At 66.0% G+C, this 23,801-nt stretch carries 21 protein-coding genes; 11 read left to right on the top strand and 10 right to left on the bottom strand.

The window, feature by feature from the left end; genetic code table 11:
- The first annotated feature begins 287 nt into the window (after nucleotides 1–287).
- The 4 genes from QWJ37_RS15455 to QWJ37_RS15440 are packed head-to-tail and all read left to right on the top strand — an operon-like array spanning nucleotide 288 to nucleotide 5,612.
- Nucleotides 288–1,802, top strand: a complete 1,515-nt coding sequence (locus QWJ37_RS15455; protein ID WP_279326975.1) for an aspartate aminotransferase family protein — start codon at nucleotides 288–290, stop codon at nucleotides 1,800–1,802.
- Complete coding sequence (locus QWJ37_RS15450; RefSeq protein ID WP_290245859.1) at nucleotides 1,799–3,175, top strand: SidA/IucD/PvdA family monooxygenase; 1,377 nt, start codon at nucleotides 1,799–1,801, stop codon at nucleotides 3,173–3,175. Before QWJ37_RS15455 ends, QWJ37_RS15450 begins: the two co-directional genes overlap by 4 nt.
- Complete coding sequence (locus QWJ37_RS15445) at nucleotides 3,172–3,708, top strand: GNAT family N-acetyltransferase (RefSeq protein ID WP_290245858.1); 537 nt, start codon at nucleotides 3,172–3,174, stop codon at nucleotides 3,706–3,708. The genes QWJ37_RS15450 and QWJ37_RS15445 overlap by 4 nt, the downstream gene beginning before the upstream one ends.
- Entirely contained in the window at nucleotides 3,705–5,612 is a 1,908-nt protein-coding gene (locus QWJ37_RS15440; protein ID WP_290245857.1) for an IucA/IucC family siderophore biosynthesis protein, read from the top strand. Before QWJ37_RS15445 ends, QWJ37_RS15440 begins: the two co-directional genes overlap by 4 nt.
- Nucleotides 5,613–5,823: 211 nt before the next feature.
- On the opposite strand, the gene QWJ37_RS15435 is transcribed toward QWJ37_RS15440, so the two are convergent.
- Nucleotides 5,824–7,020, bottom strand: a complete 1,197-nt coding sequence (locus QWJ37_RS15435) for an acyl-CoA dehydrogenase family protein (RefSeq protein WP_290245856.1) — start codon at nucleotides 7,018–7,020, stop codon at nucleotides 5,824–5,826.
- A gap of 5 nt (nucleotides 7,021–7,025) precedes the next feature.
- Nucleotides 7,026–7,799, bottom strand: a complete 774-nt coding sequence (locus tag QWJ37_RS15430; RefSeq protein WP_227904920.1) for an SDR family NAD(P)-dependent oxidoreductase — start codon at nucleotides 7,797–7,799, stop codon at nucleotides 7,026–7,028.
- Nucleotides 7,800–7,940: 141 nt separating this feature from the next.
- Between QWJ37_RS15430 and QWJ37_RS15425 the strand changes: the two genes are divergently transcribed.
- Nucleotides 7,941–9,071: a glycoside hydrolase family 76 protein gene (locus tag QWJ37_RS15425; RefSeq protein WP_290245855.1), complete on the top strand. Its 1,131-nt coding sequence runs from the start codon at nucleotides 7,941–7,943 to the stop codon at nucleotides 9,069–9,071.
- A gap of 34 nt (nucleotides 9,072–9,105) precedes the next feature.
- Here the strand turns inward: QWJ37_RS15425 and QWJ37_RS15420 are convergent, their stop codons facing one another.
- Together QWJ37_RS15420 and QWJ37_RS15415 are read right to left on the bottom strand one after the other, a co-directional pair.
- Nucleotides 9,106–9,978 (bottom strand): class II glutamine amidotransferase, encoded by an 873-nt coding sequence (locus tag QWJ37_RS15420; RefSeq protein WP_290245854.1) that lies wholly within the window; start codon nucleotides 9,976–9,978, stop codon nucleotides 9,106–9,108.
- Nucleotides 9,979–9,999: 21 nt separating this feature from the next.
- On the bottom strand, nucleotides 10,000–10,626 hold the full coding sequence (locus QWJ37_RS15415; RefSeq protein WP_227929340.1) for a YdeI/OmpD-associated family protein: 627 nt from the start codon (nucleotides 10,624–10,626) through the stop codon (nucleotides 10,000–10,002).
- Between the two features lie 126 nt (nucleotides 10,627–10,752).
- Here QWJ37_RS15415 and QWJ37_RS15410 point away from each other — a divergent pair, with 126 nt between their 5' ends.
- Both QWJ37_RS15410 and QWJ37_RS15405 read left to right on the top strand, forming a co-directional pair.
- The gene (locus QWJ37_RS15410) at nucleotides 10,753–11,292 is read left to right on the top strand and encodes an NUDIX hydrolase family protein (RefSeq protein ID WP_227904911.1); all 540 of its coding nucleotides are present in this window, start codon (nucleotides 10,753–10,755) and stop codon (nucleotides 11,290–11,292) included.
- A 68-nt stretch (nucleotides 11,293–11,360) separates the two neighbouring features.
- Nucleotides 11,361–12,227: a DUF6707 family protein gene (locus tag QWJ37_RS15405; protein ID WP_227904909.1), complete on the top strand. Its 867-nt coding sequence runs from the start codon at nucleotides 11,361–11,363 to the stop codon at nucleotides 12,225–12,227.
- Here the strand turns inward: QWJ37_RS15405 and QWJ37_RS15400 are convergent.
- Entirely contained in the window at nucleotides 12,224–13,261 is a 1,038-nt protein-coding gene (locus QWJ37_RS15400; protein ID WP_290245853.1) for an FUSC family protein, read from the bottom strand. The two genes, QWJ37_RS15405 and QWJ37_RS15400, sit on opposite strands and share 4 nt — an antisense overlap.
- A gap of 186 nt (nucleotides 13,262–13,447) precedes the next feature.
- Between QWJ37_RS15400 and tgt the strand changes: the two genes are divergently transcribed.
- A complete protein-coding gene (gene tgt, locus QWJ37_RS15395; protein WP_227904907.1) occupies nucleotides 13,448–14,722 on the top strand; it encodes a tRNA guanosine(34) transglycosylase Tgt in 1,275 nt (424 codons plus the stop codon).
- Between the two features lie 45 nt (nucleotides 14,723–14,767).
- Here the strand turns inward: tgt and QWJ37_RS15390 are convergent, their stop codons facing one another.
- The 3 genes from QWJ37_RS15390 to QWJ37_RS15380 all read right to left on the bottom strand — a co-directional run bounded on the left by QWJ37_RS15390 (nucleotide 14,768) and on the right by QWJ37_RS15380 (nucleotide 16,113).
- The gene (locus QWJ37_RS15390; RefSeq protein WP_290245852.1) at nucleotides 14,768–14,998 is read right to left on the bottom strand and encodes a hypothetical protein; all 231 of its coding nucleotides are present in this window, start codon (nucleotides 14,996–14,998) and stop codon (nucleotides 14,768–14,770) included.
- 45 nt (nucleotides 14,999–15,043) lie between these two features.
- Nucleotides 15,044–15,262: a hypothetical protein gene (locus tag QWJ37_RS15385; RefSeq protein WP_227904902.1), complete on the bottom strand. Its 219-nt coding sequence runs from the start codon at nucleotides 15,260–15,262 to the stop codon at nucleotides 15,044–15,046.
- Nucleotides 15,263–15,375: 113 nt separating this feature from the next.
- Nucleotides 15,376–16,113, bottom strand: coding sequence for a queuosine precursor transporter (locus QWJ37_RS15380; protein WP_290245851.1), 738 nt, complete (start codon nucleotides 16,111–16,113; stop codon nucleotides 15,376–15,378).
- Nucleotides 16,114–16,326: 213 nt separating this feature from the next.
- Here QWJ37_RS15380 and QWJ37_RS15375 point away from each other — a divergent pair, with 213 nt between their 5' ends.
- Together QWJ37_RS15375 and thiD are read left to right on the top strand one after the other, a co-directional pair.
- A complete protein-coding gene (locus tag QWJ37_RS15375; RefSeq protein WP_227904897.1) occupies nucleotides 16,327–16,980 on the top strand; it encodes a TetR family transcriptional regulator in 654 nt (217 codons plus the stop codon).
- A gap of 112 nt (nucleotides 16,981–17,092) precedes the next feature.
- Nucleotides 17,093–17,938, top strand: a complete 846-nt coding sequence (thiD, locus tag QWJ37_RS15370) for a bifunctional hydroxymethylpyrimidine kinase/phosphomethylpyrimidine kinase (RefSeq protein ID WP_290245850.1) — start codon at nucleotides 17,093–17,095, stop codon at nucleotides 17,936–17,938.
- An 89-nt stretch (nucleotides 17,939–18,027) separates the two neighbouring features.
- Here the strand turns inward: thiD and QWJ37_RS15365 are convergent, their stop codons facing one another.
- Nucleotides 18,028–18,798, bottom strand: coding sequence for an Ltp family lipoprotein (locus QWJ37_RS15365; protein WP_290245849.1), 771 nt, complete (start codon nucleotides 18,796–18,798; stop codon nucleotides 18,028–18,030).
- Between the two features lie 362 nt (nucleotides 18,799–19,160).
- On the opposite strand from QWJ37_RS15365, the gene QWJ37_RS15360 reads away from it, so the two are divergent.
- Nucleotides 19,161–22,787 (top strand): S8 family serine peptidase, encoded by a 3,627-nt coding sequence (locus QWJ37_RS15360; RefSeq protein ID WP_290245848.1) that lies wholly within the window; start codon nucleotides 19,161–19,163, stop codon nucleotides 22,785–22,787.
- 120 nt (nucleotides 22,788–22,907) lie between these two features.
- On the opposite strand, the gene QWJ37_RS15355 is transcribed toward QWJ37_RS15360, so the two are convergent.
- Nucleotides 22,908–23,792: a DNA-formamidopyrimidine glycosylase family protein gene (locus QWJ37_RS15355; protein ID WP_290245847.1), complete on the bottom strand. Its 885-nt coding sequence runs from the start codon at nucleotides 23,790–23,792 to the stop codon at nucleotides 22,908–22,910.
- Between the last annotated feature and the right edge of the window lie 9 nt (nucleotides 23,793–23,801).

The raw sequence follows: 23,801 nt of genomic DNA, 5'->3' as shown, positions 1-23,801 counted from the left end.
TTCATCCGGGCCGGTGCCACCCGCAGGGGATGCGAACCGCCGGGTACACCCTGCTGTTCACTGCATCTGCAGGCCGGTTCCGCGCGCGTCATTATGCCCGTGCAACCCGGGATTGGGACAACTATGACCTCCATTCCACCCCGGATTCCCGCGCTTTTCTGAATTACGTCATGAAATATTGACGTAATTCGCCCGAGTGGTCCACTGTTTCTTCGTTACCTTTCCGAAATGCACTTTCAAGGGAGTCCGCAGTGTCCTTGCTGCATCACGCCGGCCCGTCCGGCGACATCCGTTTCCACGTTGACGAGGCCTTCGCAGGCGGGCATTTGTTCAATGCCGGCAACAGCGCCCGCTATGCCGCCGGTATGCGTCTGGCCATCGATGCAGTCGCGGCAAAAGTCGAAACCGCTGCCGGCCCGTTCAGCGGCATTGCGCCGGCAGATCTGGCCCCGGCCGTGGCCGGCGTGGATCTGGACACCCCGCTGCCGGACACCGCCGCGGCCCTCGCCGAGCTGGAATCGGTGTACCTGCGCGATGCCGTGTACTTCCACCACCCCAAATATGCCGCGCACCTGAACTGCCCCGTGGTTATCCCTGCCCTGGTGGGCGAGGCGATCCTTTCAGCGGTGAACTCCTCCATGGACACCTGGGACCAGAGCGCCGGCGCAACCCTGATTGAACAGCGGCTGATCCGCTGGACCGCAGACCGGCTCGGACTCGGACCGCAGGCCGACGGCGTGTTCACCAGCGGGGGCAGCGCCTCCAACCAGCAGGCACTGCTGATCGCACGGAACCGCGCGGTGGCAGCGCTGCGCACGGACCCCGGCCATAAAGGGCGGCGGCTGCCCGAGCTGCTTGGCGGGCTGCGTATCTTCGCCTCGGAAGCCAGCCACTTCAGCATCCGCAAATCCGCATCGATGCTGGGCCTGGGGTACGACGCCGTCATTCCGGTTCCGTGCGACGCCAACCGCCGCATGGACATGCAGGCCCTCGAGGCAGCCATGTCCGCGAGCGCTGCACGGGGCGAACGCGCCATGGCGGTGGTCGCCACCGCCGGGACCACGGATTTCGGCAGCATCGATCCCCTGCTTCAGACCGCCCGGCTGGCCGAGGAGCACGGCGCATGGCTGCACGTGGACGCAGCCTACGGCGGCGGGCTGATCACCTCCCGGCGCCACCGCCACCTGCTCGACGGCATCGGCGCCGCAGACTCAGTCACGGTGGATTACCACAAGACGTTTTTCCAGCCGGTCAGCTCCAGCGCCCTGCTGGTCCGCGAGGCCGCGATGCTCGGGCACGTGACCTACTACGCCGACTACCTCAATCCCGAAAGCGCCGCCCGGGACGCCATCCCCAACCAGGTGGACAAGAGCATCCAGACCACCCGCCGGTTTGATGCACTGAAGCTCTGGCTCACCCTGCGGATCATGGGGGCCGACGGCGTGGGCGCACTTCTCGACGCGGCCATCGATCTGGCAGCCGCCACCGGGGAGCTGGTGGAAGCTGACCCGGACTTCGACACCGCAGCACCTGTCCAGCTGAGCACACTGGTCTTCCGGTACCGGCCGGCCGGCCCGGACGGGCGGAAGGTCGATGAGGAGACGTCCGACGCGCTGAACCTGCACATCCGGCGGGCCCTCTCCGCTTCGGGCAAGGCGCTCGTGGCCGGCACCACTGTGGCCGGACGGCACTTCCTGAAGTTCACCCTGCTCAACGCGGACACCACGCTGGAGGACATGCGCCAGATCCTCGCGCTCATTCGCCGTGCCGGAGCCGACTACCTCGCCGGAGCCGCAGCATGAGCGCCGCGGAAGCCGCTGCAACCGAACCGCTCTATGACCTGCTGGGCATCGGCGTCGGGCCCTTCAACCTAGGTCTGGCCGCACTCACTGATCCCCTGCCGGAACTGAACACCCTGTTCCTGGACAGCAGCAGCGGCTTTGACTGGCACCCGGGCATGATGCTCGAGTCCGCGCACCTGCAGGTGCCGTTTATGGCCGATCTGGTGACGCTGGCCGATCCGTGCTCGCGCTATTCCTTCCTGAACTTCCTCAAGCAGACCCACCGGCTGTACCGGTTCTACATCCGGGAGAACTTCTATCCGCTGCGGGCTGAGTTCAACGCGTACTGCCGCTGGGTAGCCGATCAGCTCCCCGGCGTTCGGTTCGGGCACCGGGTCACCGGCATCGTGCACCTGTCCGACGGCGGCGAATCCGTGTACGAGGTGACCGCACAGAGCGCGGCAGGCATCCGGAGGTACCGGACCCGGCGGCTGGTGCTGGGCACCGGGACCCGGCCCTACCTGCCGCCCGCCGCGCAATCCCTGCGGCAGACCGGCGCCACCGTGCTGCACAACAGTGACTACCTGGCACGCAAACAGGAGCTGCAGCAGAAGCGATCCATCACCATTGTCGGGTCCGGCCAAAGCGCCGCCGAGCTGTACCTGGACCTGCTGGAGGAGATGGACGGCCACGGGTATGAGCTGAACTGGGTCACCCGGTCCGGCCGGTTCTTCCCGCTGGAGTACACCAAGCTCACCTTGGAAATGACTTCGCCGGACTATGTCGACTACTTCCATGCCCTGCCCGGGGCGTCCCGCGACCGGCTCATCGCGCAGCAGAAGAACCTGTACAAGGGCATCGATTCCGATCTGATCAACACCATTTACGACACCCTGTATGCCAAGAGCCTGCGCGCGGAACCCCGGACCCGGCTGCTCACCCACATGGAGCTGCGCGGGGCAACAGTCAACCCCGCGACGGGAGCATCCACGCTGGAGCTGCACCACACCGAGCAGGACCGCCCGTTCAGCCTGCAAAGTGACGCCGTGGTCCTGGCCACCGGCTACACCTACCGGGAACCGGAGTTCCTGACAGGCATCGCACGGCGGATCCGCCGTGACGCCGCGGGACGCTTCGACGTCGACCGCTGGTACGGAATCGGCACCGAACCGGGCGAGATTTTCGTGCAGAACGCCGAACTGCACACCCACGGTTTTGTCACCCCGGACCTGGGGATGGCCGCCTACCGTAACTCCGCGATTATCCGCGCCGTGCTGGGCCGGGAGGTCTACCCCGTGGAAACCTCCATCACCTTCCAGGAGTTCGGCGCCCCGCAAAACACCGCGGTGCCGGTCCAAGACGAACCTGCCGAGCAGTCGGAGGCCCGCGCATGAACTTCAGCTTCACTCCCGTGAACCCCGCCGCCGACGCCCCGCTACTGCACAGCTGGATGACCCGGGACTACGCAAGGTTCTGGGGCATGCTCAATGCCTCTGTGACCGACGTCGAACGCGAATACACCGGCATTGCCGCCAACCCGCACCACCATGCCTGGCTGGGCCGCGGGGAGGACGGCACCCCGGCGTTCCTGGCGGAAAGCTACGCCCCGGGGCATTCCACGCTGGCCGGAACCTATCCGGTGGAGAAGGGCGATCTGGGAATGCATCTGCTGGTGGCACCGCCGGACGCGCCGCAGCCGGGCTTCACATCCGCTGTGTTCCGCGCCGTGCTGGAGTTCCTCTTCGCCGATCCCGCCGTGGACCGGATTGTCGTGGAGCCGGATGTCCGCAACACCAAGATCGCCGCCCTGAATGCCCGCTTCGGATTTGTCCCGGACCGGCTCATCGAACTGCCGGACAAAACCGCCAGCCTCAGTTTCTGCACCCGCGCCGGCTTCGCCGCTGCGCTCAAAGGAGTTACCCCGTGACACGCACAGCCGCCCCCGCTGCCACACCCGCTGCCCCGGCCCCTGCCCCGGCCCCTGGCCCGGCCCCTGGCCCGGAAACCACCTCACCCGGCACCACCGCACACCTCACGCCCGAGCGCTGGAACCGCGCCAACCGGCATCTGGTTCGCAAGGCGATTGCCGAGTTCTCCCACGAGCGCATCCTGCAGCCGTTGAAAGAAACCGGCCGGGACGGCATGTTCCGGCTGACGTCGGATGACGGCCGTGCCGTATACCGGTTCCGGGCCACCGTGCTTGCGCTGCAGCACTGGAATGTCGCCGCCGAGAGCATCGAACGCACCCTGGACGGGGCGGACACCGCCCTGGACGCCCTGGATTTCATCACCGAATTCGCCGGCACGCTGGGCATCAATGAGCAGATGCTGCCCGTGTACCTGGAGGAGATTTCCTCCACGCTCGCCTCCGCCGCGTTCAAGGATGCCCCCGATGCTCCGGACTCCGGGCTGCTGGCAGCCGGTCTTACCGGCGGCGCGGATCCGGCAGCGGATTTCCAGGCCGTGGAGCGTTCCATGACCGAGGGGCATCCCTGCTTTGTGGCCAACAACGGGCGGCTGGGGTTCGGATCCGGTGATTACCTGGCCTACGCCCCGGAAGCGGGCGCGCCTATCCGGCTGGAGTGGATCGCGGTACGGGCGGACCGGACCCGGTTCACTGCGGTGGCCGGGATGGATTACCGGCGGCATCTGCACAAGGAACTCGGCGCCGCCACACTCGCGGCCTTTGAGTCGGCCCTCGCCGCCGCCGGCCTGGACCCGGCCGGCTACTACTATCTGCCCGTCCACCCCTGGCAGTGGCGGAACAAGCTCAGCGTCACCTTCGCCGCCGACGTCGCCAACCGGCACATTGTCCATCTGGGCACCGGCGAGGACACCTATCAGGCCCAGCAGTCCATCCGTACCTTCTTCAACCGGTCCAAGCCGTCCCGCTGCTACGTAAAGACCGCACTGTCCGTGGTGAACATGGGCTTTATGCGCGGCCTCTCCCCCGAGTACATGGTGGCTACCCCGGCGATCAATGACTGGCTGCACGGCCTCGTCTCTGCGGATCCCGCCCTGCAGGCGGCGGACTTCCGGATCCTGCGCGAGGTGGCCGCCATCGGATACACCAACCGCTACTACGACGCCGCGGCGCCCAAGGGCTCCCCGTACCGGAAAATGCTGGCGGCGCTATGGCGGGAAAGCCCGCTGGACCAGCTCCACAACGGCGAGCAGCTGGCCACCATGGCCTCCCTGCTGCACACGGACGCGGCCGGGACGCCGTTTGCCTCGGCGCTCATCAGCCGGTCCGGCCTGCCCGCCCGGCAGTGGCTCCGCCGGTACCTGGAGGCCTATCTGGTGCCGCTGCTGCACTGCTTTTACGCCTACGACCTGGCCTTTATGCCGCACGGAGAAAACCTGATCCTGGTGCTGCGCGACGGCGTGCCGCAGCGGGTCTTTATGAAGGACATTGCCGAAGAGATTGTGGTGATGGGCGAGAAAGTGGAACTGCCCGAAGAGGTATCCCGTGTCCGCGTGCAGATCCCGGCGGAGGAAAAGGTCCTCTCCCTCTTCACTGATGTCTTCGACTGCTTCTTCCGCTTCCTGTCCGCCCTCCTGCATGAGGACGGCATCCTGGACCAGCAGGACTTCTGGGCAGAGGTGGCCGAGACCGTGGCGCGCTACCAGGACGCCCATCCCGAATTTGCCGGTGATTTTGCGGCATCGGATCTCTTTGCGGAGGATTTCGTCCTCTCCTGCCTGAACCGCCTGCAGCTGCGCAACAACCAGCAGATGCTGGACCTTAGCGATCCGTCCGGCGGCCTCCAGTTCTCCGGGCGCATCCCCAACCCGCTGGCCGGGTTCCGTCCTGCGCCGCGCGGGCACTAGCCCGCCCCTGTCTGCTGCCGGTTTGGGAAATCCCTCCGCTGCGAAGTGGCAGGGGTTTCCCAAACCGGTCGCTTTCTCCCATACCGGCAGCGAATGCGGCGCCGAAGGGGTCCTGGAGGAAGGCGGCTTTAATATTCCCGCGAGCTCTGCGAGCGCGGAATTTCGTTGCCGCCGTTCCAGGCCCCCGCAGGCGCCGGGACGGGACAGAGCACTACCGCAGCGCGGAAACCCCGGTAATGTCCCGCCCGACAATCAGGCTGTTGATTTCGTAGGTGCCCTCGTAGGTGTAGATCGCCTCTGCGTCGGCAAAGATCCGGGCCATCCGGTAATCCGTGACTATCCCGTTCCCGCCCAGCAGGCTGCGGCCGATTGCCACGCTTTCGCGCATCCGTGCACTGGCGTAGGACTTGGCCAGTGCAGCCCGGGCCATCTCGCCGGGTGAACCGCCGCGCGCTGCGTAGCCGCCGTGTTCCAGTTCCGTGACCCGCGCCAGCATTCCGGTGCTGGCCACCGTGTTGCCCAGCATCTGGACCAGCTGCTGCTGGATGAGCTGGAAGGAGGCGAGCGGGCGGCCGAACTGCAGGCGCCCGACGGCGTAGTCCCGGGCGACGTCGAACGCGGCCATCTGCGCGCCCACTGCCTGCCAGCCCACCATGATCCGTGAGCCGCGCAGCAGCTGCTTGGTGTCATCGAAGCTGTCCACGCCGGCGAGCAGGTCCGCTTCGGGCACGCGGACATCGGTCAGGACAATGTCCGCGTTCTGCACGGTGCGCAGTGCGGTCTTGTTTTCGATCCGGGTCCGGGTGACGCCGGGCAGGTTGGCGTTCAGCAGGAACCCGCGGGTCCGGCCGGTTCCCGGCTCCTTCGCCCACAGGACCATGTAGTCGCAGAAGGTCCCGTTGCCAATCCAGCGTTTGGTGCCGTTGAGGATCCAGGTGTCCCCGTCCCGCACCGCGGTGGTGGCCATCCCGCCGGCGACGTCGGAACCATGCTCAGGCTCGGTCAGTGCGAAGGCGCCGGTGATGCGCAGGGCCCGTGCGTCCTCGAGCAGCCGGTCCTTCTGCTCCTCGGAGCCGAAGGCATGCAGGGCCTCCACAAAAAGGTCATGGTGGACCATAAAGAAGGTGGCAATGGAGGTGTCCGCACGGGTAATCTCCGCGATCACCAGTCCCGCGAACAGCGGCGAGTAACCCTGCTGTACGGGTGTGGACAGGCCCAGGTCCGCCAGTTTCGGCAGCAGCTCCGCCGGGAAGCGGGCCTCGTTCCACCAGGTGTCGGCGTACGGGAGCACTTCATCGGCGAGGAAGCGGCGCAGTTGCGCCAGTTTCTCCTGCTCGGTTTCACTCAGCAGACCTTCGAAACCGTAAAAGTCGGCGTCGGGCAGATTCAGTTGCGGGGCGTGCGTCATCAGGGTCAGCGCGGTCCCATCCGGATGGCGCCGTCCAGCCGGATGGTTTCACCGTTGAGCATCTGGTTCTCGATGATGTGCGCGGCCAGGGAGGCGTACTCCGTGGCCCGGCCCAGCCGCGAGGGGTGCGGAACCTGTGCGGCCAGCGAGTCCTGGGCGGCCTGCGGCAGCCCGGCCATCATGGGTGTCTCGAAGATCCCCGGCGCAATGGTGACCACCCGGATCAGGTGCCGGGCCAGTTCGCGGGCCATGGGCAGGGTCATTGCGGCAACGCCGCCCTTGGACGCGGCGTAGGCGGGCTGGCCGATCTGCCCGTCAAAGGCCGCCACGGAGGCGGTGTTGATGATGACCCCGCGCTCCTCGGTGCCGTTGGCCGTCACCGGGTCCGTTTCGGCCATCGCCGCGGCGGCCAGCCGGGACACGTTGAACGTGCCGATCAGGTTGACGCTGACCACCCGGGCGAAGTCCTCCAGCGGCAGCACACCGTCGCGGCCCAGGACCTTCCCCGGGGTGGCGATACCGGCGCAGTTCACGGCCACCCGGAGCGGCCCTGCGGCCATGGCGGCTTCCACGGCGGCCTGCATCTGGTCCGGATCGGTGACGTCGCCGGGGACAAAGTGCGCGTTGTCGCCCAGTTCTTCGGTGTAGGCGAGCCCGCCGGACTGCGGCAGGTCCACCACCACCACGGAGGCGCCGGCGTCGTAAAGTTTCCGTGCCGTGGCCCGGCCGAGCCCGGAGGCTCCCCCGGTCACTATTGCCGACGCACCTGCGATGTCCATGCATTCCTCCTGAAGTACCGAATTCGAACCGGGGTACCTGCCCCGGCCGCCGGAGAACTGTCGCGCAGATCACACCGGTAGGTCGAGCCTACTGTGCGCGGGCCGGTGCCGCATCCTCGGCTGCTGGTCTAGGGTGGGCGCATGCTCTTCGAGGATCCGGACATGGATGCCGACGCCCGCGCCGAGGCGGCCGGCGCTGCCGTGAGCGCCGCCTTTGGCCGCCAGCTCGCGGGGCTGCCGGGAACCCATCTTGCCGCCACCAGCCGGCCGGCGTCCCGCCTGCAGCAGCTGCGTCAGCCCTGGCACTACTGGTGGCAGGCGCACTATGTGGATGCCCTTCTGGACGCCGCCCTCCGCGAGCGCCGCACCGGCACTCCGTTCCGCGGTCCCGATCTGCCGTCCGCAGCGGACCTGGCGGCCACCCTGGTAAGGACCATCGGCCTGCGCAACCGGATGCGCTACACCAACCGTTTCTACGACGACATGGCCTGGCTCGCCCTGGCCGTGGGCCGGCTGAACCTGCTGTCCGGATCGCGGGACCGGCAGCGGCCCTACCGGAAAATCCTGCAGGCGCTGAACGCCGCGCTGGTCTCCGCGCACACGCCGGAACTGGGTGGCGGGTTGTACTGGAACCGGGACCGGACGTTCAAAAACACGCCGGCCACCGGCCCGGCGGCCCTGCATTTTGTCCGAAGCGGTTCCCGGGACCGTGCGCAGGAACTGGTGGACTGGCTCAACGCCACCCTGATAGATCCCCAGACCGGCCTGTACATGGACGGCGTGAAGATGGTGGGCGGGCATCCGCAGCTGGAATCCCGGGTGTTCAGCTACAACCAGGGCCCGATCCTCGGTGCCCTGCTGGAGCTTGGCGGCAGCGCCAACCTGTCCCGGGCAACGGACCTGGTGAACGGCGTGGCCGCGCACCTGACGGATAACGACGGCGGGGTGCGGGTTTTGCGCACCCACGGCACCGGTGACGGCGGGCTCTTCACCGGCATCCTGGCGCGGTACCTGGCGCAGGCGGCGGTGTCCCCCGCACTGCCGGAATCGGACCGCCGCACGGCTGCCGCGCTGGTGGATGCCACCGCGCAGGCACTCTGGGACGGGCGGAGTAAACGCGGTGACTGGCTGGTGTTCGGCATCCGCCCGCTGGAACCGGCAGCGGCTGCCTACCCGGGCGGTTCCGCCGTCGGGCTCTCCACCCAGCTGCAGGCCTGGATGATCCTGGAGGCCGCCGCCCGCGTGCACCGGGCGGGCGCGGACCCGGGCTAACCCGTGCCGGTTCCGGCCGGGGATCCCCGGCGGTTCAGCTGACCTTTAGCGGATGCTGCGACGCGGCGGCCGTCGGGTCCAGGTCCGCCAGGGTGATGAGGTGTTGCGGATGCTCCGGCAACGGGAAGCTCCTGTCCACCTGCAGGTTGCTGTCCACATGCAGCAGCTCCCCGGAATCCAGCAGCCGCCAGTTGGGATTGGCATCCATCTTTTCCGTCGCCAGCAGAACCGCGGGCCGCTGCTCCCGGCCCATCTGCTCGCTGTGGAGGGAGATCCGCTCGCTGTGCTTTTCGTTGTGGGGGCCTTCCGGCGCCTCCTGCAGGACGTACAGCGGGTGTGTGTCCGGGTAGCGGACGGCCCAGACGTCGGTGGGTGTGGTGAGGATGATGTTCACGGCGTAAAGCCGGAGGTTCCGGGCCACCCAGGTCAGTGCCGTGCCGATGGCCGCGCCCACGTTTCCGCCGTTGTTCCTTGCCTCGGCGGTGATGAGGGCAAACACGCGTTCGCTGTCGGTTTCGCCCCGCACCAGGTCATAGGCATCGAGCTGGCGCAGCCGGTTATCCAGCACATCCAGGTCTTCCACCACCCCGTTGTGTGCCAGCAGCCTGTTGTCCTGCACAAAGGGGTGGGTGTTCACCGCGGTGTTTCCGCCGGTGCTGGCGTAGCGGACGTGGGCAAGGAAGGTTGTGCTTTCCAGCTCCCGTGCTTCCTGCGCGTATTTCACGTCCTCATACGCGGCGACCGGGGCCTTGTCGACTTCCGGTGTTCCGTCCGGGGCAAAGGTGCCTATCCCGAACCCGTCGGCTTCCTTGCGGCTTTGCCGGGCCAGGCTGTCCGGTGCCGTCAGCAGCCAGAAGGTCGCGTGGACGGGGGTTTTCCCTGCGTGCATCCCAAAGAGCCGGCACATCGTGGACCTCCTGGTTGGATCCTAAGCGTCCCGCGGGCCGTCGGCGGATGGCAAGGGCCCGGGCATTCGTTTCTGCGGGTAGGGGGCACGCTGTTCGCTCAGCATCTGCACAAAGGCGGCAATCCGGCGTTCGCGGGCGGCCTGCGTTTTGAGGGTTTTCAGCCGAAAGTACAGCGCATACCGGTTCTGCGCGGTCAGGACGTCATACATCGCCTGGGCCTCGGGGACCTGTGCGATGGCCGCGCGCAGGTCATCGGGGATTTCAGCCGCCGCGGACCCGGCGTACGCGGCATCCCAGCGCCCGTCCACCTTGGCACTGAGCACCGCATCCCGGCCGGCCGGATGCATCCTGCCTTCCGCTTCGAGCCGGGCAATATGCCCTACGTTGCGCAGCGACCAGATGCTGCGCGGACCGCGTGGCTGGAAACGCTGCAGGTAGCTTTCCTCGTCCCGCTTGTTCGCCTGCCCGTCAATCCAGCCAAAGCACAGGGCTTCGTCCAAGGCAGTGCGGTACGTCAGGCTGGTGACGCTGCCGCCCTTGCGGCCCAGCACCAGGCGCACTCCCTGGGACTGTGCGTAGCTGTGTTCCAGCCACTGCCGCCATGCCCCCGCGTCCGGCAGGAGGAGCTCGGGAAACTCCCGTGTCATGGCCCAAGTCTAGGCACCGGCGGAGGGGGCGGGAAGCGTCCGGTGCGGTTCCGCACCGGTTCAGCCGATGGCCGAAGCCCAGCGTGCCGAATGACGGGTGCGGGGGCTTTGGGGTAGAACACTCCTATGAACGTTCGTACTCCTGATCCCTATCCAGGCTGGCTCTCCGAGGAAGACCTCTATGAAGCCAGGCAGCGGCTCCCCATGGTTTACGTGGAAGCAGTGCCGGTCCGCTGCGACCCGCTGGGCTACGTCACGGAAGTCGGGCTGCTGCTGCAGGCCACGCCCGAAGGCCGGATGGTGCGTTCCTTCGTGTCCGGGCGCGTGATGTACCGGGAGACCATCCGGGGCGCCCTGCTGCGCCACCTGGAAAAGGATCTTGGTCCGCTTGCCCTCCCGCAGCTGCCGCCCACCCTGGTGCCGTTCGCCGTCGCCGAGTTCTTCCCGTCGCCGTCGCAAAGCGGGCTGACGGACGAACGCCAGCATGCCGTGGCCCTGGCCTACCTGATTCCGGTGACCGGTGAGTGCAGTCCGCGCCAGGATGCCCTGGAACTGTCCTGGCTCACTCCGGAGGAAGCCCTGAGTCCGGAAATCTATGCCGAGTTCTCCGGCGGCCGCGGCGACCTGCTCCGTCAGGCCCTCGCCTCGGCCGGATGGGGCCGCTGAGCGGCGTAACCAAAGCTTTATATAATGGGGGCTTTGGGGAGCCGAGGTTCAACCACGAAGGAATCGCCATGTCTGAGAGCCAGCCGGAATCGTATACATTCCGGGTCAATGCGGAGCTGCTTTCCCCCGGGCAGCAGCTGGTCCCGGGCGACGGCGCCGCCGCACCGCTGGCTCCAGTGGCGGGCACCAGCCTGGAGGATGATGACTTCGGCACTCCGGCGCTGGTCATCGTGAAGCTTGAGGACGGGGAAACCGTGCGCCTGGCGTACGCCTCCTCGGTCCGGGTGCTGGCTCCGGCACCCGAGGGCTCGCCGTCGGACGCCGTCCGCCGGATCCCGTCCGAAGAGGACAACGCGGCGGAGATCCTCTCCACTGCCGCGGCGGCCCATCCGGAGAATGCGGCAGTACAGGAGATCACCTCCCGGCTGGAACGCGGACTGAACGTGAAGTCCGGCAGCAACCTGCAGGACGTGCGTGATCTGGCGCATCTCCTGTTTGTGGACCTCGGCGATGCGGAAAACGCCCTGAAGGTCTGCAACATCATCACCGGGCTGCCCTTCGACGGGAACTTCGGGCGCTGGAACTGGATCCAGGGCACTCTGGCGCTCGCTGCGCACATCACCCATGAGGCCGGCGACGACGAGAGTGCCGCCGCCTACAGCCAGGCGGTCCGCGCGGCGGACGCCTCCGAAACGGATCCGCTGAAGGCCAAGCTGGCCGCCGAGCTGCTGCAGCGGCAGCTGAACGAGCCGAACCTGTATGACCGGGAGATCCACCGGGCGGCCGAGGCCGGCAACGCGGACAGTGAGCGGGAATGGCGGATCCTGCGCCTGAACTCGCTGCTGTACCTGCGTGCCCACGGCGGGTCGCAGACCCTTTCCGACGCCGAACTTGAGCGCCGGATCCGCACCGAACTGATCGCCGTCCGGGGCTAGTTCAGCGGCCCCGGCGCACCGCTGCGCCGGTGCTTCCGGCGCAGGTGCATGGCCAGCACAACGGCCATGCCGACGGCGGCGCCGATCAGTGTTTCAATGCCGCGGTCCTGCAGCAGGTGCATCGGATTGCTCGGGTGGGCCAGCTCGGTGCTGACCAGGGCCAGCGGCGTCACCACCACTTGGGCCAGGGCGTATTGGCGGGCGATGAACATTTCCGCGCCGAACTGGCAGGCCGCGATGACCAGGACCATCTGCCACGGTTCCAGTCCGGGCAGCAGGATGAGTGCGGTCAGCAGCAGGCCGCCGAACGTCCCCAGGATGCGCTGCAGGCCCCGGTAGACCCGGTGCCGTACGGTCTGGCCCACCAGCGGAACGGTGGCCGCGACCATGGCCCAGTAGTTGTGGCCGATCCCCAGCAGGGTGGCAATGGAGCCAGCCAGCGAGGCGGCCACGGCATACTGCAGCCCGTCCAGATAGATGAACCGCCGCTGGGCAGCGGAGAACCGCGGCCGTGCGGGTTTGTCCCAGGCGGTCCGGTACTTCCTCAGGAACATCCCGGACTGGCCAATCAGGATGGAAAAGGACACGGTCAGCACTGCGGTGAGCATGCCCTGCCAGACCGGCGGCTGGTTGGGCACGGAGGAGATGGCTGCAAAGGCGAAGATATGGAACAGCGATCCCGCCGGCCGCAGCCGCCAGAAACCGGTGGCCACGGTTCCCAGCCCGGCAACCAGGGTAGTGCCCACCACGGTGCCCCAGGCATCCAGGTCCAGGCGCGCGCACAGTGCAGCCGCCAGGATGACCGCCAGCATCAGGGCGCCGGCCCGGCCCTGATGGCCCAGGCGCTGGCGGTGCGGTTCGTTCCGCCCGTAGATCCCGGTGAACGCACCGAAGCTTGCAAAGATGGCCAGGTCTATCCGCCCCAGGAACAGCACCAGGAGCAGCGGCAGGCCAATGCCGACGGCGCAGCGGACCGCCGCGTGGTGATCGTTGTGCGCGGGCCCCATCCTGAACATCTCCTGCAGGTGCGTCAAAGCTGTAGCTGCTGCCTTTCCTGTTGTTCGGCGTCGGGGTTATCCGTGACGGGCCCTGGTCTCTGTGGAGTTTTACTTCCGCCGTCCAACGTATCGCCGCCTTATGGCAGGCCTGAATAAATGTGGTGAACCTCCCAGCTCCGGGCTGCGGCACTCGGCGCCCCGGGGGTAGGGCAAAATGGAAGGGTGTCTTCCTCAGCCTTCTCCTTCACCCTCGGTAAGCGCCTGCGCGAAACCGCTCCCGCAGCGGCAGATGCCCGCGTAGAGGCGAACGGAGGCGGCTTCCAGGGCCGGACCGGCACCATCTCCACCCCGCATGGCGAGATCAAGACGCCGGCGTTTATTGCCGTGGGCACCAAAGCCACGGTGAAAGCCGTCCTGCCGGAGTCCGTGGCGGATCTGGGGGCCCAGGCGGTGCTGGCCAACGCCTACCACCTGTACCTGCAGCCCGGCCCGGACATCCTGGACGAGGCCGGCGGCCTGGGGAAGTTCATGAACTGGTCCGGACCCACATTCACCGATTCGGGCGGTTTCCAGGTCATGAGCCTGGGCGCAGGGTTCAAGAAGGTCATCAATATGAACGCCGACGGCACCACGCATGCCACCGGCGCGGACGACGACGTCGCGCCCGGCAAGGAACGGCTCGCGCATATTGACGACGACGGCGTCTGGTTCAAGTCGCACCTGAACGGGGATAAGCACCGGTTCAGCCCCGAGATTTCGATGCAGGTGCAGCACAAAATCGGTGCGGACATCATGTTCGCCTTTGATGAGCTGACCACGCTGATGAATTCGCGCGGCTACCAGGAAATGTCCCTGGAGCGGACCCGGCTGTGGGCGCTGCGGTGCCTGGCCGAACACGCTCGGCTCACCGAGGAACGCGTTGGCAAGCCCTACCAGGCCCTGTTCGGGGTCCTGCAGGGCGCCCAGTATGAGGATCTGCGGCGCAAGGCTGCCCGCGATCTGGGTGCCATGGACTTTGACGGCTTCGGCCTGGGCGGTGCCTTCGAGAAGGAAAACCTCGGCACGATTGTCCGCTGGTGCACCGAGGAGCTGCCGGAGAACAAGCCCCGCCACCTGCTGGGCATTTCCGAACCGGATGACATCTTCACCGCCATCGAGAACGGCGCCGATACCTTTGACTGCGTCTCCCCCACCCGGGTGGCCCGCAACTCTGCGTTCTACACCCCGTACGGGCGCAAGAACCTCTCCAACGCGAAGTACAAGAAGGACTTCGGTCCGCTGGTGGACGGCTGCGACTGCTACACCTGCACCCACTACACCCGGGCGTACATCCAGCACCTGTTCAAGGCCAACGAGATGGTCTCCCACACGCTGATCTCCATCCACAATGAGCGCTTCACCGTGAAGCTGGTGGACGATGCCCGGCTGTCCATTGAGGACGGGACGTTCTTCGACTTCAAGGCCGAGGTCCTGGGCAAGTACTACAGCGGCACGTAGGTTCCCTGCCGCTGCAGCACCTGGCGCCGGGGTTTACCCGGCAGGCTAGTTCCAGGCCCGGGGCAGCGGCTCGTTGTCCTGGTCCGGCTCACCCGTCGGGTTCTGCTGTTCAGCGCCTGGATCCTCCGCGCCGCCCGTCGGGGAACCGTCCGCGTGGCCTGCCTGCTGCTGGCCGCTTTCTGCGTCCTCGTCCTGTCCGGGAACCGGCGGATCAACTATCTGCAGCTGTTCCTCAGCCTTGGTCTCATTGTGTTCGAAATCTTTGTCCTGGGGCACTGTGTCCTCCTGTGGATTATTCGAAAAAGCCGGGGTATCCGGCGGTTATGAATTGTCCGGCTTTGCCAGGGTGTCTTCGTCCTCTTCGAGGGCGGATTGGGAATCACGCTCGGTATCGCCGGGGCTGGAATCCTCGCGGGATTCCTCGATCAGTGCCTTCGTGACCTCGTCGTTGAATTCATCCCGGGTGCCTGCCAGGTTTTCATCTGCTGCCTTGGCGCCGGGGTTGGAAACCGGTTCTTCAGTGTTCATGCCGTTGCTCATGCTTTTGCTCCCGCCGTATCGGTGAAGGTAAACGCGTGCGTTCCCCTACCCTTGCACATCACGGGACGGATTTCTCCCCGGCAGGGCAGGCCCCGGGAGAGCGTATTCGGAGCCTAACGCCCGGCCGCGGACTCCAGCTCAGGTGCGGCGTACGTTGGTTCACGCCGCTTGATGACCTTGATGACGGCGGCGGTGACGGGCACAAACAGGAACTCGACCAGGGTTTTGTAAAGGAATCCGAAGATCACGTAGTTCAGGAACCCGGCGGCGTCGGTAATCCCGATCACCGGTGCCGCCACGGCGCAGAAAATCAGGGTGTCCGCGAACTCCCCCACACCGGTGGAGGCCATCAGCCGTCCGGCCAGGGCTTTTTCCCGGAACCGTTCCTTCATCCGCACCAGCACCAGCGAGTTCAGCAGCTGGCCCGCAAGGAACCCGAGCAGGCTGGCCAGCACTATCTGCCAGACCGGGCCCAGCGCCACCTCCAGCGCGGCCTGCTTTTCCTGCCCGTAGGCATCATCGAAACCGGGCAGCGCAATGATGATCGCGAAACTGACGACGGCGAGCAGCGCCATGCCGAATCCGGTGAAGATCGCACGGCGGGCAGCCTTAAAGCCGTACACCTCGGACACCACGTCGCCGAGGATGTACGCCAGCGGGAACAGGAAGAACCCGCCGTCGGTGACAATCTCCAAACCGCCCGGCAGGTCAAAGTGCACGCCCTTGCTGGCGCCGATGTTGGAAATGACAATCACCACGCACATCAGCGTGAGGATCAGGTCATACTGGGAGCTCCCGCGGGAGGCGTAGATTGCAGGGGTTTTTGCAGCTGCCCGTGGCTGTGCAGTCATGGCATTTCCGTTTCGGTAGTGGTTCGCCTGGCGTCCGCCGGCTGTATTAGCACTGTGCCCGCTGCCCCGGGCAGCCCCGCAGGGCCGCATCCATTCTGCCATGTCCGGCCGCCCGTCCGCTCCGGCGTATATTTCCCCATCCGGTACCGCTTTTTGAACGTGTTCAAAACTGTGGTCTACTGAACGCTGGAAATACTGCATAAGGGAGCATCATTGGCCGTCACCGTCAAGAGCGAACAGACGCGCCGGCTCCTCATAGACACCGCGCTGCACCTGTTCACTCGCCAGGGCTACGAAAAAACCACCATGCGCACCATCGCACTGGAGGCGGGCGTCTCCGTGGGCAACGCCTACTACTATTTCCGCTCCAAGGATGACCTCATCCACGAGCTGTACCGCTCACTGCAGGATGAGCACCGGTCCCTGGCCCTGCCGCTGATCCGCGAGGGACAGAACCTCGGCGAGAACCTCGCGGTCATCCTGGGCACCTGGCTGACCACCCTTGAGCCTTACCACGCCTTCGGCGCACACTTCCTGCGCGATGCCATGGCACCGAACCGCCAGGCCGACGCCGCCGTCGGACGCGGGAAGTCCATTGCCCTTTTCCGCCAGGCGGTTACCAGCGCCCGGCCGCAGCCGCCGCTGGCCATCCGCGATGACCTGCCTGAACTCCTCTGGCTTGTCCACATGGGCATCAGCCTGTTCTGGGTCTATGACCATTCCCCCGGGCAGCGGCGCTCCCACCGGCTGGCTGCGAACCTTGCCCCGCTGATCGCCAAACTCGTTATCCTGTCCCGGCTTCCCGTGGTCCGGAACATCGTGGAGGACGTGGTCTCGCTGCTGCGCGGCATCCGCCGGGATCCGTAACCGAACGACGGCGGCAGCGGCAGGTGTGCCGTCACGGCACGCGCCGGCGGCGTGCCGTCAGCGCATAGCGGACGGGTGGCAGCTTCTCCCGTTTTGGGTGGAAGATGGACCCATGTCTGCAAACACACACTCTTCCGCGGCCACAGCTCCGGCCGTCACGCTGACCATTGCCGGTTCCGAGGCCACCGGCGGTGCCGGTGCCCAGGCCGATCTGAAGACGTTCCAGGAACTGGGCGTTTACGGGATCACGGCCCTGACCTGCATTGTGTCCTTCGACCCGAAGGACTCCTGGAACCACCGCTTCGTGCCGGTGGATCCGCAGGTCATCGCGAACCAGCTCGAGGCCATTACTACGGCTTATGACCTGGATACCGTCAAAATCGGCATGCTCGGCACCCCGGCAACCATCGACGTCGTTGCCAAGGCACTGCAGGCCCAGGACTGGAAAAACCTGGTGCTGGACCCGGTTCTCATCTGCAAGGGCCAGGAACCCGGCGCGGCCCTGGACACGGACCAGGCACTCAAGGCCCAGATCCTTCCGCTGGCAACCTTCGTGACCCCCAACCACTTCGAATCCATGTCCCTTTCCGGCATGGATTCCATCGAGACCGTTGAGGACCTGAAGGAAGCGGCCCGGCGCATCCACGAGGCCAGCGGCGCGGTGGTGCTGGCCAAGGGCGGTGTGCGGATGGAAGGCGACGACGCCGTCGACGTGTTCTACGACGGTGAAACCATGGAGGTGCTGCGCGCGCCCAAGGTGGGCGATGTAGCTGTCAGCGGCGCCGGCTGCACCCTCGCTGCCGCCATTACCGCCGAACTGGGCAAGGGCGCCACCCCGCTGGAAGCGGCAAAGACCGCCAAGGCCTTCGTGACCGAAGGTATCCGCAACCGGGTCTCCTCGAATGCGCCGTTTGATGCCCTGTGGCAGGGCAAGGCCGGGCAGGGTCCCGCTCTGTAGTTCCGAGTCATTACCCTCCGCAAAAATACGCAAGGACCTCCCGGCCAGGGGAGGTCCCTTTTGCGTATGCAGCCTGTTCCAGGCCCTGACTACTTCTGGTTCTCAATGGCGTAGTCGGCTTCCTCGGGGGTGAACTTTGCGCCGTACTGGGAAGTGGACGCCAGCTGTTCCCTCAGTTCCTCGGTGGGCAGGGACAGTTCTTCCTGGAGAATCTTCGCGTATTCCAGTGCATTGGTCTTGTAGTCGGCGGTGATGTTGTCGACGGCGTACTGCGCAGCCTCCGGGGTGTACTTGCCGTATTCCGAGCCGAGTTGGTCGAAGATGGCGGCCTTGCTCATATGCATGTCATCGCTGAAGAACTGGGCACTGCTCAGGGCCTGGGCCCTGTCATCACTCTTCGGGACGGCAGGAGCGGCAGGAGCAGGGGGAGCGGCCTGGGCCGGTGCGGAGTAGGTCGGGGCCGGCATCGTGTTGTTGGTTTCGGCTGCCGCCTCGTTTTCCTCGACAGCCGCGACGACAACCGTCGTCAGGGTGAAAACCATCACCACCGAGAGGATCACATTGAGAACCCAGACAATGGCGGTAACAATCCACGCCGTCTTCCTGTTCTGCTTGTAACCCTCCAGCGGGCGGCCCTGCTTGTCCTTCTGGTTACCCGTCAGGGTGATGATCAGGTCAACAAGCGCCCAGATACCGAAGCCGCCACCAGTCAGGAGTTTCAGGACGCCGGTGCCGATCTTGCCCAGATAAAAGCGGTCAATGCCCAGACCACCAAGGAAAAGCGAGAGGAGCCAAGTGACGACAAAGGACTTTCCGGTGATCGTCGCACTCTTGTAATCGGTCGCAGCGGTAGTGCTCATAGCAGGATGTCGCCTTCCAATAATGCGGCTCGTATTTCGTACGGTCGAAACCATAATGCCGCAGCCCGCGTCCGAATCCCGACAATCTGCGGATTCCTCCGGCGCGGTGGAGAAAATACAGTCAAGTCCCTCCAAAAACAAGGTTAGGGCAACTAATTCACGCCTATTAATGCGAACCTTTGCAGCATTGGAATGCTCCTCTATTGTGTCCCTACGGCTTGGTTTTTGGGGGCCGTCACGTGCACGCTGACACTCCTCGACGGGGGTTGGGGGCACAACGGAAAACCTGCCGCAGTGTGTCAGCAGCCGGAAACAGTCCCTGGACGTCCCGGTAGCGCTCGGTGGAATGTTCAAGGAGCGCAATGAGATTGTCCATTCATCACAAACCCGGCGCGGTGCTCACTGCCGCCTTCGCCGGGGTAGCACTCACCGCGGCCCTGGGCCTACCGGCCCAGGCCACCGAGACCACCACTGACGCCAACGGGCTCACCGGAGGAATCTCGGTTGAGCAGTTCGAAGCCCTGAAGGTCGCCCCCAGTTTGCGGGACGCCTCCGGCACGGTTTCGGTCTATGTCCAGTTCACCGGCGAAGGCGCCTTTGAACAGACGCAGCCCGAGGAAGTCAAGGAGGGCAAGGCCGATCCGGTGGTCAACAAACCGCTGGTCGAAGAAATCCGCAGCAACATCGCCTCCCAGGCTGACTCCGTAGCCGCCGAGGCCGACGCCAGCACCCTCTACACCACCACCAACACCCTTCCGGGAACCGCGATTATCGGAGATGCCGAGGCCATCCGTGCCCTCGCTTCCCGCGACGACGTCGCCCGGATCACCAAGATTGTCCCGAAGACCATCGGGAACAAGGGCGCGGATATTGACACCCGCGCACTGAACTCCTGGGTGGAACGGAAGCAGACCGGCGAAGGCATCACCATCGCTGTCCTGGACACCGGCATTGACTACACCCACAGCGACTTCGGCGGGCCCGGAACGTTGGAGGCCTACGCGGCCGCCCAGGCTTCCCCCACCATTCCCGCCGCGGACACCGGTCTGGTGGATCCGGCCAAGTTCATTGGCGGATACGATCTGGTGGGCGACGACTACGACGCCGACCCCTCCTCCCCCACGTACCAGCCTGTTCCGCGCCCGGACCTGAACCCGCTCGACTGCGGCGGGCACGGCAGCCATGTGGCGGGCACAGCGGCGGGCTACGGCACCAACGACGACGGCACCACCTACCGCGGCGACTACTCGACCCTCACGGCCGAGCAGGTCAACGGCATGCGGATCGGCCCCGGCTCCGCTCCCAAGGCACAGCTGGTCAGCATCCGCGTCTTCGGCTGCGCCGGTTCCTCCGAGGTGGTCGGCCAGGCACTGGACTACGTCCTGGACCCCAACGGCGACGGCGACTTCTCGGACCGCGCCCAGGTGGTCAACATGTCCCTGGGCTCCGATTACTCCCCGGTGGATGATCCCGAAAACGACATTGTGGACAAGCTGACCCAGCAGGGCATCCTGTCCGTGGTCGCTTCCGGCAACGCCGGCGACGTGTACGACATCGGCGGCTCACCGGGCAACGCACGCTCGGCCCTGACCGTTGCCAGCACCATCGGCAGCCAGGTCACCCTGGACCGCGCCGATGTCCTGGCGCCCGAGGAACTCGCCGGCCCCGTAGCCGGACAGTACTCCGCCAACTTCAACTACTCCGATCCGGCCGTCACCGAAGAACAACTCACCGGCGACGTGGTCGCGGCTCCCGCGAACAATGCCTTCGGCTGCAACCCGTACCCCGCAGGTTCGCTGGCGGGCAAGTGGGTCTGGATCCAGTGGGAAGAGAACGGTGCCTTCCCCTGCGGCTCAACCGTGCGTTTCAACAACGCCCAGAACGCCGGCGCCACCGGCGTTGTGCTGGATTCCCCCCGTTCGGTTTTTGAGTCCGGCATCGGCGGAAACGCCACCATCCCCGGCATCCAGCTCAACGCCGAATCCTCGGACCGCCTGCGGCCGGCCGCCGTGGCCGGAACCCTGACACTGAAGCTGTCCCCGTCCTACATGGCCACCGCAGGTGCCCCTTCAGGCGAGGGCGACACCGTCAGCCCGTTCACCTCCCGCGGAGTCCATGGCTCCAACGGCATTGTGAAGCCCGACGTCGCTGCCCCCGGTTCCTCCATCGGTTCGGTGGCAGTCGGCTCCGGAGACGGTGCATCGGTCAAGAGCGGCACGTCCATGGCCACTCCGCATGTGGCCGGCATTGCCGCCTTGGTTTACGCCGCCACGGATCTGAACGCCTACGAGGTCAAGTCCGCCATCATGAACACCGCCACCCATGACCTGCTGACCGCGGACGGAGCCGTACAGGGCCCCAACCGCGTCGGTTCCGGCCGGGTGGACACTTTGGACGCCCTGAACAACAAGACGCTGGCCTACGCCACGGATGACCAGGCACTGACCAGCGTGAACTTCGGTGTCCTGGAACTGGGCAAGGAAGCTCTGGTGCTCACCAAACAGGTCACCGTGGAGAACAAGTCCGACCGCCCGCAGAACTACACCGTGAGCTACCTGGGCGCAACGACCATGCCCGGCGTCGACATCAGCACCACCCCCTCAGTCAACGTGCCTGCCAATGGCAAGGCGACCGTGGATGTCACGCTGAGCATCTCCGATCCGTCGGCACTGACCAAGACGGCTGACTCCGCTGCCGCCCTCGAGCAACTCGGCCTGTCACGCCAGTTCCTTTCCGACGTTTCCGGCCGCGTACAGCTGGAAGGCAAGGGAACTCCCACCCTGCGCGTTCCGGTCTACTCGGCTCCCAAGCCGACCTCGGACATGAGCGCCGGCACGGAGATCCCCTTCGCTGACGCGGATACCCTCACCAGCACCGTCACCTTGCAGGGACGGGACCTGAACCAGGGCGAGGGCGCTTCACGCTACCTCTCCATGGTGGCGCCTCTGGTGCTGGGCGCCGAGAGCCCCCGCCTCGAGACCGTGAAGATGGATTCGATGTACGCCATGGATGTGCAGTCCGTGGGTGCTTCCTCCAACATCCCGACGCTCAAGTCCGCCGGTGAAGACCCGCAGGATGCCGTGGTGAACTTCGGTGTCAGCACGTGGGGCAACTGGGCGATCCTGGGTGCTTCGAATGAAATCGACGTGGAAATTGACACCAACGGGGACTCCGTTCCGGACTACGTCGCCTTCACCACCCGCGCCGATGACCTGGACCTGGTCCTGATCTCCACCTACCGGCTGAACCCGGACGGCAGTGCCGAACTGGTGGACCAGACGGGTGCCAACGGCGTCCTCGGCGACACGGACAGCAACACGTTCGACACCAACGCGGTGACCCTTCCGGTTTCCGCCTTGGCGCTGGGCCTGGACGTCAATGCGGCGTCCGCACCGCTGCAGTACCGTGTCACCACGTGGAGCCCCTACAACGTGGATGACCAGGGCAACAGCGTCCCGGTTGACGCCACGGAGTACATTCCCTTCGACGCCGCCAACCCGGCACTGACGTTCAAGGGCGCCACCGCGGATGCCCTGTTCGCCGACGTCGACGGCGGCAAGCTGGACGTGACCCGCAGCGCCGGCACCACCGACGCCAAGGCACTGTTCCTGCACCTGCACAACGCCACCGGCGATCTCAGCGGCACCAACGGCGACGGCGGCCGGGCGGAAGTCCTGCCGATCAACGTTCCGGCCAAGGTGGTCAACCCGGTAAGCGCGGTCAGCAAGTGCAACGCCTTCAAGGCCGAAATCACTGTGACCGTGCAGAACAACGGCGACCGCCGCGCGGACGTTGACCTCAACAGCCCGTACGGCAAGGCCAAGGTCATGAAGCTGGAGCCGGGCGAGACCGGCACCGCGGTCATCAAGACGCGCCAGCTCTCCGTCACCGCCGGCGAGGTAACGGCTTCCTACAAGTTCCTCGGTAAGGGGAAGGCTGAGAAGGCCGAGTACACGGCCGCCTACGGCGCTCTGAAGTGCAGCAGGTAGCTAAGTGCAGTACGTAGCCGAGTGCAGCAGGTAGCCCCCGGCTAGGCAAAAGCGGCGGGTCCCGGAGAAATCCGGGACCCGCCGTTTTTTGTTTTGTGCCTTGCCTTTGCCTGCGAGGGCCTACTTCTGCAGCTTGGACATCCGCCGGTCCGCCAGGATCTTCCCGCCGGTCTGGCAGGTGGGGCAGTACTGCAGGGAGGAGTCCGCGAAGGACACCTCGCGGACCGTATCCCCGCACACCGGACAGGGTTCGCCGGTCCGGGCATGGACCCGCAACGCCTTACGCTTGGAATCCTTCAGCGCCGACGCCGGCCGTCCGGAGGCCGTGGCGATCGCTTCCTCCAGGGTGGTGCGCATGGCCACGAACAGCCGCCCGGCGTCGTCGGCGTCCAGCTTCGCGGCATTGGCGAACGGTGACAGGCGTGCCGCGTGCAGGATCTCGTCGCTGTACGCGTTGCCGATCCCGGCAATCACCGACTGGTCCCGCAGCAGCCCCTTGACCTGTCCGGAGTGGCCGGCGAGCAGTGCGGCAAAGTCATCAAAGCCAACGTCCAGCGCTTCCGGTCCCAGCCGCGCAATGCCGGGCACTTCCTCCAGATTCCGCACCAGGTAGACCGCCAGGGATTTCCGGGTGCCGGCCTCGGTGAGATCGAATCCGGGTTCCTTGCCGGCGTCGTCGGCGGCGAACCGCACCCGCAGCGCCATGGCCCCCTTGCCGGGCCGCAGCCGTCCCGGTTTGAGGGCATCAGACCAGCGGAGCCACCCCGCCTTGGCCAGGTGCATCACCAGGTGCACGCCGCCGGCGGAAAGGATGATGAATTTCCCCTGCCGCTCCACACCCTGCACCGGCTGTTCTCGCAGTTCCTCCACCGGAACCCCGGCCGTTTTCAGCACGGAGAAGGAGAGCACCTCCACATCGGAGACCACGGCCGGGGGCGCGTCGGCGGGCAGCAGCTTGGTCCGCAGGAAATCAACGAGTCCCTGCACTTCGGGCATCTCGGGCATGGCACCTAC

It is taken from the genome of Arthrobacter sp. YD2, from assembly GCF_030410475.1.
In the GTDB taxonomy this organism is placed as follows: Bacteria; Actinomycetota; Actinomycetes; order Actinomycetales; family Micrococcaceae; genus Arthrobacter_B; species Arthrobacter_B zhangbolii.
Note: the sequence above shows the minus strand (reverse complement) of the source record. Positions and strands in the feature narration are given on the sequence as shown.

Coding starts and splice junctions, on each gene's coding strand:
- QWJ37_RS15435 (WP_290245856.1), bottom strand. CDS start 7,020: ATGACGCACGCCCCGCAACTGAATCTGCCCGACGCCGACTTTTACGGT.
- thiD (WP_290245850.1), top strand. CDS start 17,093: ATGTCTGCAAACACACACTCTTCCGCGGCCACAGCTCCGGCCGTCACG.
- QWJ37_RS15425 (WP_290245855.1), top strand. CDS start 7,941: ATGCTCTTCGAGGATCCGGACATGGATGCCGACGCCCGCGCCGAGGCG.
- QWJ37_RS15415 (WP_227929340.1), bottom strand. CDS start 10,626: ATGACACGGGAGTTTCCCGAGCTCCTCCTGCCGGACGCGGGGGCATGG.
- QWJ37_RS15445 (WP_290245858.1), top strand. CDS start 3,172: ATGAACTTCAGCTTCACTCCCGTGAACCCCGCCGCCGACGCCCCGCTA.
- QWJ37_RS15410 (WP_227904911.1), top strand. CDS start 10,753: ATGAACGTTCGTACTCCTGATCCCTATCCAGGCTGGCTCTCCGAGGAA.
- QWJ37_RS15360 (WP_290245848.1), top strand. CDS start 19,161: ATGAGATTGTCCATTCATCACAAACCCGGCGCGGTGCTCACTGCCGCC.
- QWJ37_RS15385 (WP_227904902.1), bottom strand. CDS start 15,262: ATGAGCAACGGCATGAACACTGAAGAACCGGTTTCCAACCCCGGCGCC.
- QWJ37_RS15450 (WP_290245859.1), top strand. CDS start 1,799: ATGAGCGCCGCGGAAGCCGCTGCAACCGAACCGCTCTATGACCTGCTG.
- QWJ37_RS15405 (WP_227904909.1), top strand. CDS start 11,361: ATGTCTGAGAGCCAGCCGGAATCGTATACATTCCGGGTCAATGCGGAG.
- QWJ37_RS15365 (WP_290245849.1), bottom strand. CDS start 18,798: ATGAGCACTACCGCTGCGACCGATTACAAGAGTGCGACGATCACCGGA.
- QWJ37_RS15355 (WP_290245847.1), bottom strand. CDS start 23,792: ATGCCCGAGATGCCCGAAGTGCAGGGACTCGTTGATTTCCTGCGGACC.
- QWJ37_RS15420 (WP_290245854.1), bottom strand. CDS start 9,978: ATGTGCCGGCTCTTTGGGATGCACGCAGGGAAAACCCCCGTCCACGCG.
- QWJ37_RS15430 (WP_227904920.1), bottom strand. CDS start 7,799: ATGGACATCGCAGGTGCGTCGGCAATAGTGACCGGGGGAGCCTCCGGG.
- QWJ37_RS15380 (WP_290245851.1), bottom strand. CDS start 16,113: ATGACTGCACAGCCACGGGCAGCTGCAAAAACCCCTGCAATCTACGCC.